The sequence below is a fragment of the Gracilimonas tropica DSM 19535 genome (assembly GCF_000375425.1).
GTDB classification, from domain to species: domain Bacteria; phylum Bacteroidota; class Rhodothermia; order Balneolales; family Balneolaceae; genus Gracilimonas; species Gracilimonas tropica.
In genome coordinates this window covers 1-15,750 of sequence record NZ_AQXG01000007.1, presented here as the reverse complement: position 1 = coordinate 15,750, position 15,750 = coordinate 1, and the positions used below count along the sequence as shown (strand labels likewise).

At 43.1% G+C, this 15,750-nt stretch carries 15 protein-coding genes; 9 read left to right on the top strand and 6 right to left on the bottom strand.

Features of this window, described 5'->3' with window-relative positions; genetic code table 11:
* Positions 1-9: 9 nt before the first annotated feature.
* Positions 10-663 carry a response regulator transcription factor gene (locus tag B151_RS0111615; RefSeq protein WP_020403806.1) on the top strand — a complete coding sequence of 218 codons (654 nt, stop codon included), beginning with the start codon at positions 10-12 and terminating at the stop codon, positions 661-663.
* Here the strand turns inward: B151_RS0111615 and B151_RS0111610 are convergent.
* Genes B151_RS0111610 through B151_RS0111600 form a run of 3 tightly spaced genes read right to left on the bottom strand, consistent with a single transcriptional unit; the run spans position 660 to position 2,062 of the window.
* Positions 660-1,052: a hypothetical protein gene (locus tag B151_RS0111610; protein ID WP_020403805.1), complete on the bottom strand. Its 393-nt coding sequence runs from the start codon at positions 1,050-1,052 to the stop codon at positions 660-662. The two genes, B151_RS0111615 and B151_RS0111610, sit on opposite strands and share 4 nt — an antisense overlap.
* Entirely contained in the window at positions 1,046-1,462 is a 417-nt protein-coding gene (locus B151_RS0111605; RefSeq protein ID WP_020403804.1) for a HEPN domain-containing protein, read from the bottom strand. Before B151_RS0111605 ends, B151_RS0111610 begins: the two co-directional genes overlap by 7 nt.
* Positions 1,463-1,495: 33 nt before the next feature.
* Positions 1,496-2,062, bottom strand: a complete 567-nt coding sequence (locus B151_RS0111600; protein ID WP_020403803.1) for a hypothetical protein — start codon at positions 2,060-2,062, stop codon at positions 1,496-1,498.
* 149 nt (positions 2,063-2,211) lie between these two features.
* Here B151_RS0111600 and B151_RS0111595 point away from each other — a divergent pair, with 149 nt between their 5' ends.
* The 3 genes from B151_RS0111595 to B151_RS0111585 are packed head-to-tail and all read left to right on the top strand — an operon-like array spanning position 2,212 to position 7,773.
* Entirely contained in the window at positions 2,212-2,544 is a 333-nt protein-coding gene (locus tag B151_RS0111595) for a PadR family transcriptional regulator (RefSeq protein ID WP_020403802.1), read from the top strand.
* An 18-nt stretch (positions 2,545-2,562) separates the two neighbouring features.
* A complete protein-coding gene (locus B151_RS0111590) occupies positions 2,563-5,157 on the top strand; it encodes an ABC transporter permease (RefSeq protein WP_020403801.1) in 2,595 nt (864 codons plus the stop codon).
* Positions 5,158-5,163: 6 nt separating this feature from the next.
* Entirely contained in the window at positions 5,164-7,773 is a 2,610-nt protein-coding gene (locus B151_RS0111585; protein WP_020403800.1) for an ABC transporter permease, read from the top strand.
* A gap of 91 nt (positions 7,774-7,864) precedes the next feature.
* Here B151_RS0111585 and B151_RS0111580 read toward each other — a convergent pair whose 3' ends face one another.
* Positions 7,865-8,632, bottom strand: coding sequence for a transglutaminase family protein (locus tag B151_RS0111580; protein WP_026166633.1), 768 nt, complete (start codon positions 8,630-8,632; stop codon positions 7,865-7,867).
* 116 nt (positions 8,633-8,748) lie between these two features.
* Here B151_RS0111580 and B151_RS0111575 point away from each other — a divergent pair, with 116 nt between their 5' ends.
* From B151_RS0111575 to B151_RS0111555, 5 genes are all read left to right on the top strand, one after another.
* The gene (locus tag B151_RS0111575; RefSeq protein WP_020403799.1) at positions 8,749-9,978 is read left to right on the top strand and encodes an arginine deiminase; all 1,230 of its coding nucleotides are present in this window, start codon (positions 8,749-8,751) and stop codon (positions 9,976-9,978) included.
* An 18-nt stretch (positions 9,979-9,996) separates the two neighbouring features.
* The gene (locus B151_RS0111570) at positions 9,997-11,217 is read left to right on the top strand and encodes a site-2 protease family protein (protein ID WP_020403798.1); all 1,221 of its coding nucleotides are present in this window, start codon (positions 9,997-9,999) and stop codon (positions 11,215-11,217) included.
* Between the two features lie 24 nt (positions 11,218-11,241).
* Positions 11,242-11,670 carry a hypothetical protein gene (locus tag B151_RS0111565; RefSeq protein ID WP_020403797.1) on the top strand — a complete coding sequence of 143 codons (429 nt, stop codon included), beginning with the start codon at positions 11,242-11,244 and terminating at the stop codon, positions 11,668-11,670.
* A 198-nt stretch (positions 11,671-11,868) separates the two neighbouring features.
* Positions 11,869-12,348, top strand: a complete 480-nt coding sequence (smpB, locus tag B151_RS0111560) for an SsrA-binding protein SmpB (protein ID WP_020403796.1) — start codon at positions 11,869-11,871, stop codon at positions 12,346-12,348.
* A 275-nt stretch (positions 12,349-12,623) separates the two neighbouring features.
* Positions 12,624-13,898: an MgtC/SapB family protein gene (locus B151_RS0111555; protein WP_020403795.1), complete on the top strand. Its 1,275-nt coding sequence runs from the start codon at positions 12,624-12,626 to the stop codon at positions 13,896-13,898.
* A gap of 368 nt (positions 13,899-14,266) precedes the next feature.
* Here B151_RS0111555 and B151_RS0111550 read toward each other — a convergent pair whose 3' ends face one another.
* Together B151_RS0111550 and B151_RS20265 are read right to left on the bottom strand one after the other, a co-directional pair.
* Entirely contained in the window at positions 14,267-15,229 is a 963-nt protein-coding gene (locus B151_RS0111550) for an integron integrase (protein ID WP_020403794.1), read from the bottom strand.
* Between the two features lie 285 nt (positions 15,230-15,514).
* Positions 15,515-15,750: hypothetical protein (locus B151_RS20265; protein ID WP_211207852.1), on the bottom strand; the 236-nt coding region annotated here is incomplete at its 5' end.

Genomic DNA, 15,750 nt, shown 5'->3' with positions numbered 1-15,750 from the left:
AATTGAACTATGCCTGATATAAGAATTGCCGTAGTTGATGACCACGAGATCGTGCGCGATGGGATCAAAATTTTGCTGGAAGATGAACCGGGAATGGAAATTGCGTATGAAGCAAAAAATGGGAAAGAAGCGGTTCAACAATGCAATAAAAATGCTCCCGACCTGATCATCATGGACATAACCATGCCCGAAATGGATGGGATTAAAGCAACCAAAGAGATAAAGGATAGTTATCCGGATGTGAAGATTTTGGCACTTACGATGCTTAGTGAAGACCAGCACATCAGGAAAATGATTAAGGCAGGGGCATCCGGGTACATTCTAAAAAGTTCAGGAAAAGAAGAACTGCTCAACGCGATCGAAAAGATTATGAATGGCCAGCATTATTTCAGTGACGATGCCACGAAAGCCATTCTTCAGGAATTGGTGAGCCCCGACGTAAAATCACTCAGAGATTCCGAAGAGGTTAACATCACGGACAGGGAAAAAGAAGTACTTAAGCTGATTGTTGATGAATATACCAATCAGGAAATTGCAGACGAGCTGTTTGTAAGCGTTAGAACGGTTGATGCTCACCGAAGAAACCTGCTCCAAAAAACCGGAGCTAAGAACACCGCAGGACTGGTAAAATATGCGATCAAGAATAATATGTTTGAGGGTTAATTCTTCAACCTATAAATCAGCGCATCTTCAATGTAATGACCATTTATTGTATTTCGGGAAAAGCGAATTTCCGAGATGCCACTTCCTGTAGCTACTCCTTTACTGATTAGTTTTATGAGAGAATGATCTTCTTCTACAACGCTAATATCTCTAAGATTTAATTTAACATCACCGCCCTCCATTTTCTCAAGTACATTTTGAACTTTTAGGTAGACTTTCTTTGGCCCTTCCATTTTTACTTTAGGTGAAGATACGACTAAGCGCCATTTCTCTGAATCTTCCATATAAAACCAGAATGCTGAGGATATTTCTAAATCTGACAGATCTAATTCTTTGAGCAGATTTCTACCTGCATTGACCATTTCGTTTGTTAACTGTTCTTTTACCATCGCTTCCTCAGCCAATTTAAAATTCCATCTTCATTATCATCAATTGCTTCAATTAAATCAATTGCACGTCTATCGCTTATTTCATAAATATATCGAGAGTCAATACTCCAATCCTTAACAATAGACCAGTTAGCGTTGAGTTCTTGATTACCTTCAATTTCATTATAGAGTTCATTCTTCAAGCCAGATGTATTTAAAAGTTTATCCAAATCGTGCGTATAGCTATCAAGAATAAATTTTTTATCGGGAAATTCCTGATGTCTAATTTGTTTAGCTATGCACGCTTTAAATGCGCATTCAATTGAATATCCTGCTAAATAATAAGCACCGGCAAACTCTTCATTATCAAACAAAATTTTTGATTCTCTAAGTCGCATTTCAGCGATCTCTTGTAAATCGCTTCTGTCCATAAAATCTAAATTTTATGAGTACCCTTCTGTTTTTTAAAACAAACTCGTTTGATCCAGGTCTTCTTTTTGAGCCTGTTCAATTTTTGGCTCATCTACAGGTGTGTAGGTCTTTAGCATTTCAGGCATAAACCTTTTTTCGTAAATCCGCCGGGCTATTCCATGCAGTGCTTTTTCTCCTCTTGGGGTGATTCGCACAAAACCGCTGTCATCCTCATCCAAAAAACCGAATGAGCGCAGATCGTTGACGATCAGGTACGCCAGCTTTTCAGCTACTCCCGATTGTTTTTCCACATATTCTCTGTGGGGAGCTTCTTCATCATTGATATATACAACTCCCAAAATATTCAGCTCAACTTCAGTCAAAGGAAAGCCTTCAGAGCCTTTTGTTAGTAAATTGTCCCATGTTTTTTGGGAGTAATGAAGCCCAAACCATGATTTAGCTTCTTTCAATAATACCCCGCTCTCAGCACAAGCAATATACTGTCCGGAAGCCGCTTTCCGAGGTTCTCCGCGTGTACGAAACAGGTTCACCATGGTAGCTAAATCCAGCTCATGGATATTGGGCGGATATTTAAAATAGAAATCGCTGCGTTTTTGCATGGCTCAAACCTGATTTTGCTCTAAGTAAAGCACGAACTTGAATCTACAAAATTTTTCTGTAAGCAACGATTTAGATCACTCATTTTGCTATTTAGAAAAAGTTTAGTACTATCTCGGATCATTTATTTTAAAATTTAAAACAAATAACTATGGATTTACTCTCACGTATGGAAGAGTTGATCTTGCTGGCCGTATGGAAACTTCAGGATGAGGCATACGGACTGGAGATCCGGCTGCACCTTTCTGAAATTCTAGGACGAGAGCTATCAGTAGGCGCCGTTTATGTTCCACTTAAAAGATTAAAAAAACGAGGCTATCTCTCTTCCTGGGATAGCGAACCAACTGATGAGCGAGGCGGTCGTTCCAAACGGTTCTTTAAGCTTACCGCCAAAGGAGTAAATGCTCTTCAGGAAGTGCATTCGGTTCAAGAAAAAACCTGGAGAAACCTGCCTGACATTGGTTTGGGATGGGTTCCTGCTTAATCATAATCTTCGCTGCAAATGACTACGTGGATTTCTGCATTTCTGGACAAGCTTCTGCCACCCGACCTGCATCATCTCATCGGTGACTTGGAGGAAGAATATCAACTAACAAAAAACGAAGAAGGCATCACCAAAGCCCGGTTGAAATTTTGGGCTCAGTTTTTTCGCTCTTTGCCGTGGTTTTTGCTGCAATCTTTAACCTGGAGTACCACTATGTTTTATAATTACCTGAAAGTGAGCTGGCGAAACATGAAAAAACACACCGGTTTTTCGCTGATCAATGTGTTGGGATTGGCTGCAAGTCTTTCGGTGTGTTTGCTGATGATTCTTTTCATCATCGATCAAAAAAGTTATGATCAGTTTCATGAAAACAGCGATCGAATTGTACGGGTGACTTTTGAAAGTTCTTCTTCCGGAGAAATGTTTGCAACTACTCCGGCTTCTTTGGGAGATATTTTGGTTGAGCAATATCCTGAAGTGAAAGAAGCGGTAAAAATATATGGCGCATTTTATGGTGATTTCCGCTACTCGGAAATGGATGTGAATTTATCCGGATTTTATGCGAGTCCAAATTTTTTGTCTGTCTTTGATTTTGAACTTCTTGAAGGAGATCCCGAAACCGCACTGAATGAACCTGGAAATGTAATCATAACCCCTGAAACGGCACGTAAACTGTTTGGAACAGAAAATGCATTAGGGAAAACGTTTACCAAAGTTGGGGATAGAGATTATACGGTTACCGGCATCATCGATGACTCCCCAAAAACCCACTTCGAATTTGAAATGATTGGCTCTTATTCTACTGCCATTGCTGACCCTGATCGAGCCAAATACTTTGAAAATTGGCGAAATACCGTATGGAATTCCTACAATTATTTATTGATGGAAGAAGAAGCTGACATCCCGGCTTTTAAAGAAAAGATCCAGTCGCTGATAGCTACTCACTATAAGGAAGAGGAAGCTTCTACGATCGAGAGTTTTGGTATCCAGCCCTTAACCAATATTAACTTAGCCGAAACCCATTACAATGAAATTGGTTTTGTGATACCGGGTATCATTGCCTGGTTTTTGATTGGTTTCACCATTGTGATCACCCTCATTGCCTGCTTCAATTATGTAAGCCTGACCGTGGCAAGAGCGTTGAACCGGAGCAAGGAAGTGGGCGTACGAAAAGTGCACGGCGCACATCGTCTTAATGTGATCAAACAGTTCATCATTGAATCGGTGATGATTGCGCTCATTGCTTTCCTTTTTTCAACACTTTTGCTCAGGTGGCTGCTTCCGGAATTCAACAGTTTGTATTTTATCGATTTTATGGAGGCTTCCGTAGATCCCTCTCTTTTAATTCGGCCGGAAGTGATCTTTTTGCTCGTTCTTTTTAGCGTGGTAGTTGGAATAGCAGCCGGATTATATCCTTCGGTTTATCTGTCTTCCTTTAACCCGGCCCAGGTTCTAAAAGGGCTTTCCAACACCAGTAAATTATCAGGACAAACGCTGAAGAAGATCATCACGGTGAGTCAGTTTACCTTTTCGATCATCTTTATCACTACTTCCATCATGCTCTTTTTACAGTTTCGCCACATGGCGGATAGCGATTATGGGTTTAATAAGGAAGCAATAGTGAAGCTCCAACTGCATGATATCCCGCTGTCACAAGTGAAAAACAGCCTCAAGCAACAACCCGACGTCCAATCAGTGACGGCCGTCAATCCAGTTCCGGGAACCGGTTCTGTTTATACTGAAGAAGTGAGCTCGATAAAGGGTTCGGAAGAGATCGAGGTCAATTCATTTCGTGTGGATGAAAATTTTATTCCTACCATGAATCTAAACTTATTGGCAGGAAGAAACTTCAATCCTGAAATGAGTTCTGATTCTACTCAAAGAGTCATCATCAGCACCGTATTGATGAGGCGGCTTGGTTTTAGTGATCCGACAGAAGCTGTTAGCCAGGAAATAAACGTCACCAATTTCGAAAGAAACCCGATTGTAGCAGGCGTCATCGAAAACTTCGTGGCTGCCGATATTACCAGCTTGAATGACCCGATCATTTTGCTTTTCAGGCCGGACCAAACACGGTTTGCTCTCATCAAAACGAAACCCGGGAAAACTATTTCTTTCGTTAGTAATCTGGAAGACATGTGGGCATCATTGAACAGCGCTTATCCACTGAAATACACCCTTTTTGATGAAGAACTCCGGGATAATCCAAGTCTTCACGTTTTTATTGATATGGTAAAAGTGATCGGTCTTATTGCCTTGTTTTCGGTCTTCATTTCTTGTTTGGGGTTATTAGGGCTTGCCATCTATTCCTCCGAAAACCGGATAAAGGAAATTGGAATTCGGAAAGTGCTTGGAGCGTCGGTCAATCAATTGGTGCTTACACTTTCAAAAGAATATTTATGGATGATTGGAATTGCCGTAGTTATAAGTGTCCCAGCTTCATGGTTTTTGAATTCTCTGTGGCTTCAGTTGATTTCCAACAAGGTAGAATTTGGGATATCGATCCACATTTTTGGGGCTTTGCTTGCAACTTTATTGGCACTTTTTACTATTAGCACTCAAACGTACAGAGCTGCGAAAACGAATCCCGTTTCAAACCTGAGGTCGGAATAACCGTTGATGCCTAAAATTATATCCATACTGAAAATTCTTGAGCGCTTTGTTCCTGATGAACTGCATCATTTACTTGGCGATCTGGAAGAAGAATATCAATTGAACATAAAAAGAGAGGGAGTTACCCGAGCCAGGTTCATTTTTTGGTCTCAAATCCTTCGCTCTTTGCCCTGGTTCATCCTTCAATCCTTAATCTGGAATACCGAAATGCTTTTTAATTATCTGAAAGTCACCTGGAGAAACCTCAAAAAGCACACCAGCTTTTCATTTATCAACATTTTTGGCCTGGCCGCAAGTATGTCGGTTTGCCTGCTCATCATCCTGTTTTTGGTAGACCAAACCAGTTACGATGATTTCTCAAAAAACAGCGATCGGATTGTTCGCATCATTATGGATTTTAAATCTCCTTATAACGATGACAGCAACCTGTATGCAACCACACCCGCTTCGCTTGGAGGAATTTTGGAGGAAAATTACCCGGAAGTGGAACAGGCTGTTCAGGTGCGAGGAGGTTTTAATGGCGAATTCAGGCACGGAGAAACGGTACTGCCTCTTGAAGGTATGTATGCAGATTCGTCTTTTCTGCCCATTTTCGGTTTTACACTCATCGAAGGAAATCCAAAGACGGCCCTTAGCGATCCGGGAAGCATTCTGCTGACTCCCGAAAGCGCCTACAAAATTTTTGGAGATGAAGAAGCACTTGGCAAAACCATCACCGCTTTAGGTGATCAGGATTATACGGTTACAGGAATTATTGATAACGACGTACGTACGCATTTCCGCTTTGAAAGCATTGCATCCTATTCCACGCTGACGGCCGATACCAAAAGCCAGTCGCTTCTTCAAAACTGGAAAAACAGCACCTACGATTCCTACACTTATCTTTTGATGAAGAAGGATGCGGATCTCCAGGAATTCCAGTCTAAAATTCAATCAGTCATTAGCACCAACTACGCGGATCCTTCCGGCGAAAATCAGTTAAAGAAATTTCAGGTTCAACCCCTTACAGAAATTAACCTCGGCCCGGCTTTATCTAATGAGGTTGGGATGGTAATGCCCGGCTTTATAGCGTGGTTTCTTGTGGGATTTGCCATCATTGTGACGCTTATTGCGGTGTTTAATTATGTAAGCCTTACCATTGCCCGTTCACTTAACCGGGGGCGGGAAGTTGGTGTTCGAAAGGTGTTGGGCGCGCATCGCGGAAGCATTGTGCAGCAGTTTTTGTTCGAATCTGTACTCATTGCATTTTCTTCGCTTGTATTTGCAACCATTATTTTGCGATGGTTGCTTCCAGAATTCAACAGCCTGTTCTTCATCAGTTTCACCCAGAACCAGGTTGAGCCGAATCTGCTTACAAACCCGGAAACTATTTTGGCATTCCTCGCTTTTACCCTGATCGTTGGTATCGTCGCCGGTTTTTATCCTTCTTTATATCTTTCCTCATTCAGCCCGGCCCGCGTGTTGAAGGGAATTTTCAACGTGAAAGGCCTTTCAGGTCAAACCCTCAAAAAGATAATCACAGTAAGTCAGTTTACCTTTTCGCTGATTTTTATCATTACCTCATTTATCCTGTTCCAGCAGTTTAAATTTATGGCAAACACCGATTACGGGTTTAACCGGGAGAATATCGTAAACATTGCCCTGCAGGATGTCTCTTTCAACCGACTCAAATACAATCTTGAGAAAAATCCGAATGTAGCCTCGGTAGCAGCTTCGTCTAAGATACCGGCTATCGGTTCCATTGATGGCGTTTGGATTAAATCCGATTCCATTGACAAGAAAATTAACGCACATTCTTTTCGGGTTGATGAAAACTATATTCAAACTATGGGGCTGAATCTTATCTCCGGAAGAAACTTTAATCCCGAAACCGGCACCGATACCTCTAAAGCCGTCATCATCAGTGATCAGGCGGCACTGCAATTAGGTTTCAACACTCCTGCAGAGGCATTAGGTAAGCAAATTACGGTGGATGACAAACCGCTTGATGTGGTGGGAGTGATCGAAAATTTCATTTCGGCCGATCCTTTACGCTCCGGCGATCCGATTGTAATGCTGTACCAACCCGAAAAAACGGACTATGCCGTAGTTAAAATATTGCCGGGACAAACTCCGGATTTCTTAGCCGGGCTCAACAAAACCTGGCTTAGTTTCGACAGTATTTATTCTCTGAAATACAAAATTATGAACGAACAGCTTGAGGATAATCCACAGATGATCGTGTTTATTGATTTCATTAAAATTCTCGGGCTCATCGCTGCGTTTTCTATTTTAATTTCGTGCCTGGGCTTGCTTGGAATGGCCATGTATTCCGCAGAAAACAGGGTGAAGGAAATTGGAATCCGAAAGGTGTTAGGAGCTTCTGTTCAAAACATTGTGCTACTGCTTTCCCGGGAATATATAGTTTTGATCGGCATCTCTTTCCTGATCGGCTTGCCTTTGTCCTGGTTCATAAACAACCTCTGGATGGAGCAAGTGACGAATAAAGTAGGCTTACATGCCGGGGTCTTTATTACAGGCGCATTAATGATCTTATTTTTAGCCTTGTTAACGATAGGTTCTCAGGCGTTGAAAGCCGCCAAAACGAACCCGGTTTCAAACCTGAGGTCAGAATAAAAAATTCAATCCTGATACATCTCAGCAATATTCAGCAGCTTTCGAAGGTCTTCAATCCGTGTCAAAGCTTCCTGTCGTTCATAACTGTGAATCAGATTCCGGATGCACCGGAGCACAATATCAAGGTTGGTGGCAATTTGGAAGTGCTCGGGCCGCGGCTCAATATTGTTTTTTTGAGGAAAAAGTAGCACTGATCGTAGGTTACAATGGCTCCGTCGTCATAGGGGTCGATGAGTAATTCTTCTTTATCCCCTACATAATTCAGCATAAAGTGAATGGGCATGTTGATGCCAAAAAAGGGCATTTCGAGCCGGCGGGCAACAAACATTACGATCAAACTTAGAGAAATAGGCAAACCCTGCCGGTTGTCGATCACCTTATTCAAAAAACAATTTTTGGGAGCGTGGTAGGTATCCGTATCGCCTCGAAAATTCAGATCTTCAAAAATAAATTTAAGCATGCGCTTCATCTTGCGCTTTTCATCGAGCCGGTACTTGATCTGTGGCTCTATCATTTGCGCAAAACGATCTAATTTCTTCTGATACTCAGAAATTCTAAGGGTTGGATCACCAAAACGAGCCAGCGTAAAAACGGCTTCCTCTAAAGATTTACGCGTCTTTAATCCGCCTTCCAATACTTCAATAAAATCGGACTCAAGGGTTTCGAATGTAAGCTTGTGGATCACATCGCTGACGCGTTCCCTGGCATCTTTACTGTTCACTTCCGTTCGGTATTCATCCAAAAGGGGAATGGCATTTTCGCCTAATTCCTGAAGCCTGTTCTCTACACTTTGCTGCACAAACGGATCGGGATCATCCATTAAAAAAAGCAGCGATTCAATTTCATTTTTTGAAGTCATAACATCTCTTTTCTTCGGCGTGCAAGATATCCTTTCATCTGCACAATTACTTCTTATAAATGCCGCTGCTAACCGTTATATTGCACAGCTTCATTCAATCACTAATTAACCCATTTATGGATATTAATGTTTCCTCCGAAATCGGTCACCTGCAAGGTGTAATCGTTCACACTCCCGGACATGAAGTTTCCCTGGTAAATCCCGAGTTGAAAGATGAACTGCTTTTTGATGATATCATTTTTGAAGATGATGCTCGCGGCGAACATCTTGACATGCTGGATGTTTTTAAAGCGGCAATGCCCGCCGGTGGACAAGTAATTGAGATCGTAGATCTTTTTCGGGAGGTTTTTCAGCAGGAAGATGCCCGGGCCTATTTCATTGAACAACTGGTGAGGGAATTTCCGGAAGAAAACCTGCACGTGATTGAAGGGGAGTTGCTAAAGCTCGATGTACAGGATCTGCTGGATTTTGTGACTCAGGGGCATCTGAAAAATTCAAAAGGATTTACACTTCACCCATCTCCAAATTTGTTGTTTACGAGAGACCTGGCAGCTGTAGTCGGAAATTCGATCCTGGTATCGCGGGCAGCTAAAAAAGCCCGGCTTCGGGAATCGCTGATGATGGAAACGTTAGTTCAGTACCATTCCATGTTTGAAAGCGTGCGGGAAAATGCCATTCGAATTACGGGCCAGCAGTCCATTGAAGGAGGGGATGTGTTGGTGGTTTCCGAAAAGCTGGTTCTTATCGGGATGAGTGAGAGAACATCATTCAGCGGCTTGATCAAAGCAACGGAAGGATTATTAAGCAGCGGCGTTGAAACCGTTCTGGCTGTGGATATCCCCAAGCAAAGATCTTCTATGCACCTTGATACCATTTTTACCTTTGCGAGCCGGAACGAATGTATTGCATTTCCGCCCGCCATCATGGAACAGCAGGATAACGTGGTGGCACTTTTTAAAGATGGAGATACCATTAAAACGGAAACCCGAAGTTCGCTGCATCATGCCCTGCAAGAAACTACCGGGCAGGATTTCACATTTCTAAAATGTGGGGGAGAAGATCGTACCAATCAATTTCGGGAACAATGGACAGACGGTGCAAACGTTTTTGCCCTGGCTCCCGGAATAATTGTAGGCTACGAGCGTAATACCAACACGTTTAATACCCTGGTGGAACATGGTTACAACCTGATGACTCAGTTTGAATTTGTGGAAGAGTTCGGGAACAAAGAATTCATTGCGAATCCTGACCAAAAGATTGCGATTAGTTTCCAGGGACACGAATTATGCCGGGGCCGAGGCGGAGCACGCTGTATGACCATGCCCATTTCAAGAAAGACCATTTAACTCGAAACAAAGAAACGATTGGATCCAAATTCATTCAGAGAGGAAATTACTACCGATTTTGAAGTCATTTCTTCAACCGAAGAGCAAAAAAATAATCCCGACACCAAGACTAAATTAAAACATCTGGGATTGTTTTTACTAACCTTGTGTTTTGTAACCCTTACCGGCGCTAACTTCGTAGGGTTCGATCCTATTCTATTTCCTTTCGGTATCCCCAACACACAAGATATTTTGCGAGGATTGTTGTTTGCCGGATTGCTGCTTTCTTTCCTGACGGTGCACGAATTTGGCCATTATTTCGCGGCGGTGAAGCATAACATCCGGGTTACCCTGCCATACTATATTCCTATACCTATTGGAATTGGAACTATGGGAGCCGTCATTCGCATCAAAGAACGCATCCGGAAAATGCATCAGCTTTTTGATGTTGGAGCTTCCGGTCCTGTTGCGGGATTTATTGTAGCACTGATCGTTCTGTTGGTGGGCTTTGCCACGCTTCCTGAACCGGACTATGTTCAAAATTTTTCCGGTCACGAGGAACTGAAAGAATACGTAGCCCAAAACGGCACCTATCCTGATTTCATCACAGATGAAGTTGAGGGGCAGGGCGTTCTCACCATTGGAAATACGTTGCTTTACACGGCACTCGCCTCTATGTTTGAGAATGTGCCGCCTATGTGGGAAATGTATCATTACCCGTTTTTATTTGCAGGATGGCTGGGGTTGTTTTTCACCGCTTTGAACCTGATGCCGGTAGGTCAACTCGATGGCGGACATATTTTGTACTCCCTGATCGGGCATAAAAAACACAATATCGTAGCTCGTGTTTTCTATGCGTTTCTAACGGCACTTGCCGGGATTGAAGCCGTGCCCGTCATCAAAGACATTATTGCCGGTTACCTGGATGTGCCCTTGGTGGAATGGCTGCTTTGGGGGATGTTGGTATACTTTCTGATCCACAAAGCCTTTATGCTGGCCAACAAAACCTGGATTCAGGGGATGACGGTTTTATCCATAGCCATCACTGCAGGATACACAGTTATTACGGGAGGAATTGATCCCGGTAATGCTTCCTTCATTTGGTTGGTGTGGAGCTTTTTTGTGGCTTTTGTGGTAAAGGTAGAACACCCTCCGGTGGATATCGAAGAGCAATTATCTCCCGGAAGACGTGTGATAGGATGGCTCAGTATGCTTATCTTTCTGCTCTGTATCAGTCCGAACCCAATTTATATGAACTAATCTAACCCTCAACACACTATCTTCATGAGAATATTTCTTATTTCCCTTTTAACAATCGGTCTTACTGTTGCCTGTTCACAATCTGAAACCCAAAATCAGGAGGCCGAAGAACTCACGTTAGAACAACAAGTAGAGCAATATTTATCGGAAGCTGATTTTGACGCCGCTATGAATGCAGTTGAAGAAGCATCTCCGGAAAACGCAGACGAACTCAAAGAGCAGATCCACCTTCGTCACGGCATTCATTTGATCTATAATTCACAGCCGGCGCAAATGCGGGAGAGTGCTAACAACGCGCTGCGGGAGTTCATCAAAGTGCTGGAGATCAACCCGGAAAACGAGAAAGCCCGTGCGGAAATTGATCAGATCTTAGCCATCTACCGCAGCTTCCCGGATCGTCAGCCCGAACAAGAAGTGCTGGATAAACTCGAAGAAATGGGTTTTCAGGTATAGCATCATAGTAATGTGAGGTAAAGAATGTGTATCATTTTTAGCAAAAGTTCTTTTCGGTCTGACGGCTTGAGGCTCTTCCGGCCGTTCTGATTCTAACTTTTAAGCTTATTCAGGCTCATCCATCAGACGGGTTATCCGACAGATGGATTTCCTAAGACACAAATTATCTCTAAAAACAGCATCACAAAAAGTGATCATATGAGTAACGAGAAGAAAAAAACAACACCCACCATCCAAAATCGAAAGGCACGCCACGATTTTAATGTCGAGGAAACGTATGAAGCCGGTTTGGTTTTAAAAGGAACCGAGGTGAAGTCGCTGCGACAGGGGAAGGCCAGTTTTACCGATTCATTTGCTTATATCCAAAATGGAGAGGTGTGGCTGCGAGAGTTGTACATCAAACCCTATGAGCATGGTTCTTACTACAACCATGATCCGCGCCGTCCGAGAAAACTGCTACTCAACAAGAAAGAAATCCGGGAGCTCGACAAAGCCGTACAGCAACAGGGATATACCATCGTTCCGCTTAAGCTTTATTTCAAGGGAGGAAAAGCAAAGGTGTTGATCGGCGTGGCAAAAGGGAAGAAGCAATTTGATAAACGCGATTCCATCAAAGAAAAAGATGTGAAGCGTCAGATAGAGCGCAATGTGAAAGGGAACTACAAGATTAATATGTAGTTTCAATTCTGCTGTTTTTTCATACATTTGAGTAGCTATTGTGAATCCGAGATAAACTCTGTGAAATTGTCATCCTGAGCGCTTTAAAAGTACTATGTAAGACATTTGGTAAACGCGATCCCGAGAAATCGGGACAAATTATAATACAAGTCAACGGGTTTAAACTTTGAGACCCGTCGCGGAATATATTATGTCCTGATAAAATTAAATACGCTCAGGGTGACGACAAAGGGATAGTTTTCTATCGAATTCAAGCGAATTAAGGAAGTTTACCCATGGAACCTCAAATCGACATAATCTGGAAACTGCTCTCTGCTTTGGGAGTAGGATTGCTCATCGGCATTGAACGGGGTTGGTACGGGCGAAAGGAAGATGAGGGAGATCGAATTGCAGGAATCCGAACCTTTAGCCTGGTGGGATTATTAGGTGGAATTTGGGCGACCCTCATTCCTTACACCGGCGAGTGGATTTTGGGAATCGTCTTTCTTGGGTTTGTTTCTCTGGTCGTTGCTTCCTATGTGTTTGAGATCAAGGTAAAAGAAAACGAAGATATTGGAATTACAACCGAAGTGGCGCTGCTGCTTACCTTTACACTCGGAGCCTGGGCCGCGCTTGGTCATCAGATCGAGGCCCTGGGAAGTGCGGTAGCCGTAATTGCTCTCCTCAGCATGAAGCCCGTTCTGCACCGCTGGCTTCAAAATATTGAAATGGAAGTTATATATGCCGGCATCAAACTGCTGGTGATCTCCGTGATATTGCTGCCGGTTTTGCCGAATCAGGGTTATGGCCCCTGGGATACGCTGAATCCTTATTGGATATGGTGGATGGTGGTGCTGATCTCCGGACTTTCCTTCATCGGCTATATTCTGGTGAAATATGCGGGACAGGATAAAGGCACTTTGCTCACTTCCATCATTGGCGGACTCGCTTCATCTACCGCCGTTACCATCAGTCTTTCCCAGTTTGCCAAACAGATAAAAAAAGGAAAAACCTACATTTTTGTAGCCGGCGTATTGGTGGCTTCCTCCATCATGCTGGTACGCGTTTTTATTGAAGTTTCTGTGGTGAACCGATCTCTCCTCGACCCACTTTGGATTCCACTTTCCACCATGTTGGTCCTTACGGTTTTATGTGTGATCTGGCTGTGGATCAAATCTGAAAATGATACCGATGATGAGAATCCCACACTGGAGCTTGGCAATCCGCTGCAGCTTCCCACCGCGTTGAAATTCGGAGCTTTGCTGGCGGTGATCTTAGTTGCGGCAACCGCTTTGCAGGAATGGTTTGGGGATCAGGGCATTTACCTGCTGGCGCTGCTATCCGGTTTGATGGATGTGGATGCCATCACGCTGTCCTTGTCTAAAATGGCACAAACGGAGATCACCAATTATGTAGCCACCATGGGTATCGTCATTTCCGTGATCTCCAACACCCTCGTAAAAGCCGGACTCTTTATCTTCTGGGCCGGCTGGCAAAAAAGCATCGACTTGTTGTGGATGGTCGGAGTTATTTCGACCGGTGGGGTTTTGAGTGTATGGTTGTTTGTTTGAGCAGAAACTAATCTTCCTCAAAATACTTCTTAAGTCGGTTCCTGATATATCTTTTACCCATTCCTGATGTTAGGCTTTTTTCTCTCAGTTAGGCTTCTCTGTTCATTTTGTCTTGATACAAAACGAACCAAAAAATCAAGGCTGCGGAAAATGACCTAAAGCTGACTCCATTTCACTAAAATAAACCAAAGCTCCATCCCTCCGGTTGCTTGTTTGCGGATTAGTCAGCGGAATGGTTTATTTCTTAACGCTGCATTTCGTCACCTTCTTAACGGCCATTTTCCTAAGGCCGGATTAAACGATTCAAATCGGTCATTCGGTTAATCAGAATTCATTTTGAGCTGATTTTCGAATGATGGATGGACGATTTATAAAACATCCACCGGAGATTTGATGTAGTTGCCGCCTTTGTTGATCACGTGCGTGTAGATCATCGTCGTCTTCAGGTTTTTGTGTCCGAGCAGTTCCTGGACAGTGCGGATATCGTAGCCGTTCTTCAATAAATGAGTGGCGAAAGAATGACGGAGGGTGTGGCAGGTTACTTTTTTGTTGATGCCTGCTTTTTTAGCTGCTTTCTTGAGCCTTTTTTGCACATATCGATTAGACAAATGATATCGGTGTTTTAGTCCGCTTCTGGGATCTTCGGAGATAATCTTTGACGGAAACAAATATTGCCAGCGAAGCTCCTTGTCTTCCCCGGGATATTTTTTTGAGAGGGCTTTAGGTAAATTTGATTTTCCGAATCCTTTGGCCAAATCATTTTGGTGAATAGCTTCCACTTTTTTGATTTGTTCTTTGAGTTCTGGAATGCATTTTTGAGGCAGCAGGCTCACCCGGTCCTTCAATCCTTTTCCTGAACGCACCCATAATTGCTCATAATCAAAATCAATATCCTGAACACGAAGTCGCAGGCACTCGGAAATTCGGAGTCCGCTGCCATATAAAATCCTGCAAATAAGTGCGGCTACTCCCTTCAGTTCCTTCAGAATAGCTGCTATTTCCTCTACGGATAAAACCACCGGCAAACGCTTAGGTTTTTTTGCTCTGGTTAGATTTTTGAGATCCAGTGATTCTTTTCCAAACACCTCTCTATACAAAAACAACAAAGCCGAAAGCGCCTGATTTTGTGTTCCGGAAGCCACATTTTGATCGTTCGCCAGGTAATTCAGAAATTGTTCCACTTCGGTATCTCCCAAATTTTTGGGGTGAACCGTTCCATGAAATTTCACATATCGGATAATCCAACTGGTGTAGGATTGTTCAGTTTTGTAGCTGTAATTTCGCCGTCGAATTTCCTGCCTGACCTGTTCCAATAATTTAGACTTAGCCATAATATCAGTTGATTATTTGGTTGATGGTGTTATCTTGTTAGAGCGATGAGGAAGCAATTCCTTACAAAAAAAATTGGATATTATCCGAACAGCTTAGGCGAACGACGATTCGGATAACATCCCAAAAATCACATTATACGAACAAGAAGTGGCAGGAAAGCGCGTAAAGGCGGTTTCCACTCGTTCGCCCTAACAATACCCTCGTTCGGATAATATTATGTTATGTGCCCGGCCAGGCTTTCAGGTTTTGTGTGTTGATCGGAGCTTTTTTGCGGTTCGTGGCATTTAATTTCGTCCGGTGCGTTGTTTGTGGTTTGCCACTAAGAAGTCCCGAATCTGCGCCCGTGGTTTTGGTAAATGTTTCGCTGAAAAAGTCGTTAGAATTGGTTTTGAATTTCGGGAGCGCTCGGGGCTTTGTTCAACACTCCTATTCCACACTTCCAGCCAGCCTGTCCAGGAAACAAAGGGCATTTTTAATTTGCAGTAATGGGTTGCTTTTTCCACATTTAGCGGTGGTTCAA

Bases quoted from the DNA above. Each gene is read 5' to 3' on its own strand.
- B151_RS0111600 (WP_020403803.1), bottom strand. From the start codon at position 2,062: ATGCAAAAACGCAGCGATTTCTATTTTAAATATCCGCCCAATATCCAT.
- B151_RS0111585 (WP_020403800.1), top strand. From the start codon at position 5,164: ATGCCTAAAATTATATCCATACTGAAAATTCTTGAGCGCTTTGTTCCT.
- B151_RS0111610 (WP_020403805.1), bottom strand. From the start codon at position 1,052: ATGGTAAAAGAACAGTTAACAAACGAAATGGTCAATGCAGGTAGAAAT.
- B151_RS0111605 (WP_020403804.1), bottom strand. From the start codon at position 1,462: ATGGACAGAAGCGATTTACAAGAGATCGCTGAAATGCGACTTAGAGAA.
- B151_RS0111580 (WP_026166633.1), bottom strand. From the start codon at position 8,632: ATGACTTCAAAAAATGAAATTGAATCGCTGCTTTTTTTAATGGATGAT.
- B151_RS0111550 (WP_020403794.1), bottom strand. From the start codon at position 15,229: ATGGCTAAGTCTAAATTATTGGAACAGGTCAGGCAGGAAATTCGACGG.
- B151_RS0111615 (WP_020403806.1), top strand. From the start codon at position 10: ATGCCTGATATAAGAATTGCCGTAGTTGATGACCACGAGATCGTGCGC.
- B151_RS0111565 (WP_020403797.1), top strand. From the start codon at position 11,242: ATGAGAATATTTCTTATTTCCCTTTTAACAATCGGTCTTACTGTTGCC.
- smpB (WP_020403796.1), top strand. From the start codon at position 11,869: ATGAGTAACGAGAAGAAAAAAACAACACCCACCATCCAAAATCGAAAG.
- B151_RS0111590 (WP_020403801.1), top strand. From the start codon at position 2,563: ATGACTACGTGGATTTCTGCATTTCTGGACAAGCTTCTGCCACCCGAC.
- B151_RS0111575 (WP_020403799.1), top strand. From the start codon at position 8,749: ATGGATATTAATGTTTCCTCCGAAATCGGTCACCTGCAAGGTGTAATC.
- B151_RS0111595 (WP_020403802.1), top strand. From the start codon at position 2,212: ATGGATTTACTCTCACGTATGGAAGAGTTGATCTTGCTGGCCGTATGG.
- B151_RS0111555 (WP_020403795.1), top strand. From the start codon at position 12,624: ATGGAACCTCAAATCGACATAATCTGGAAACTGCTCTCTGCTTTGGGA.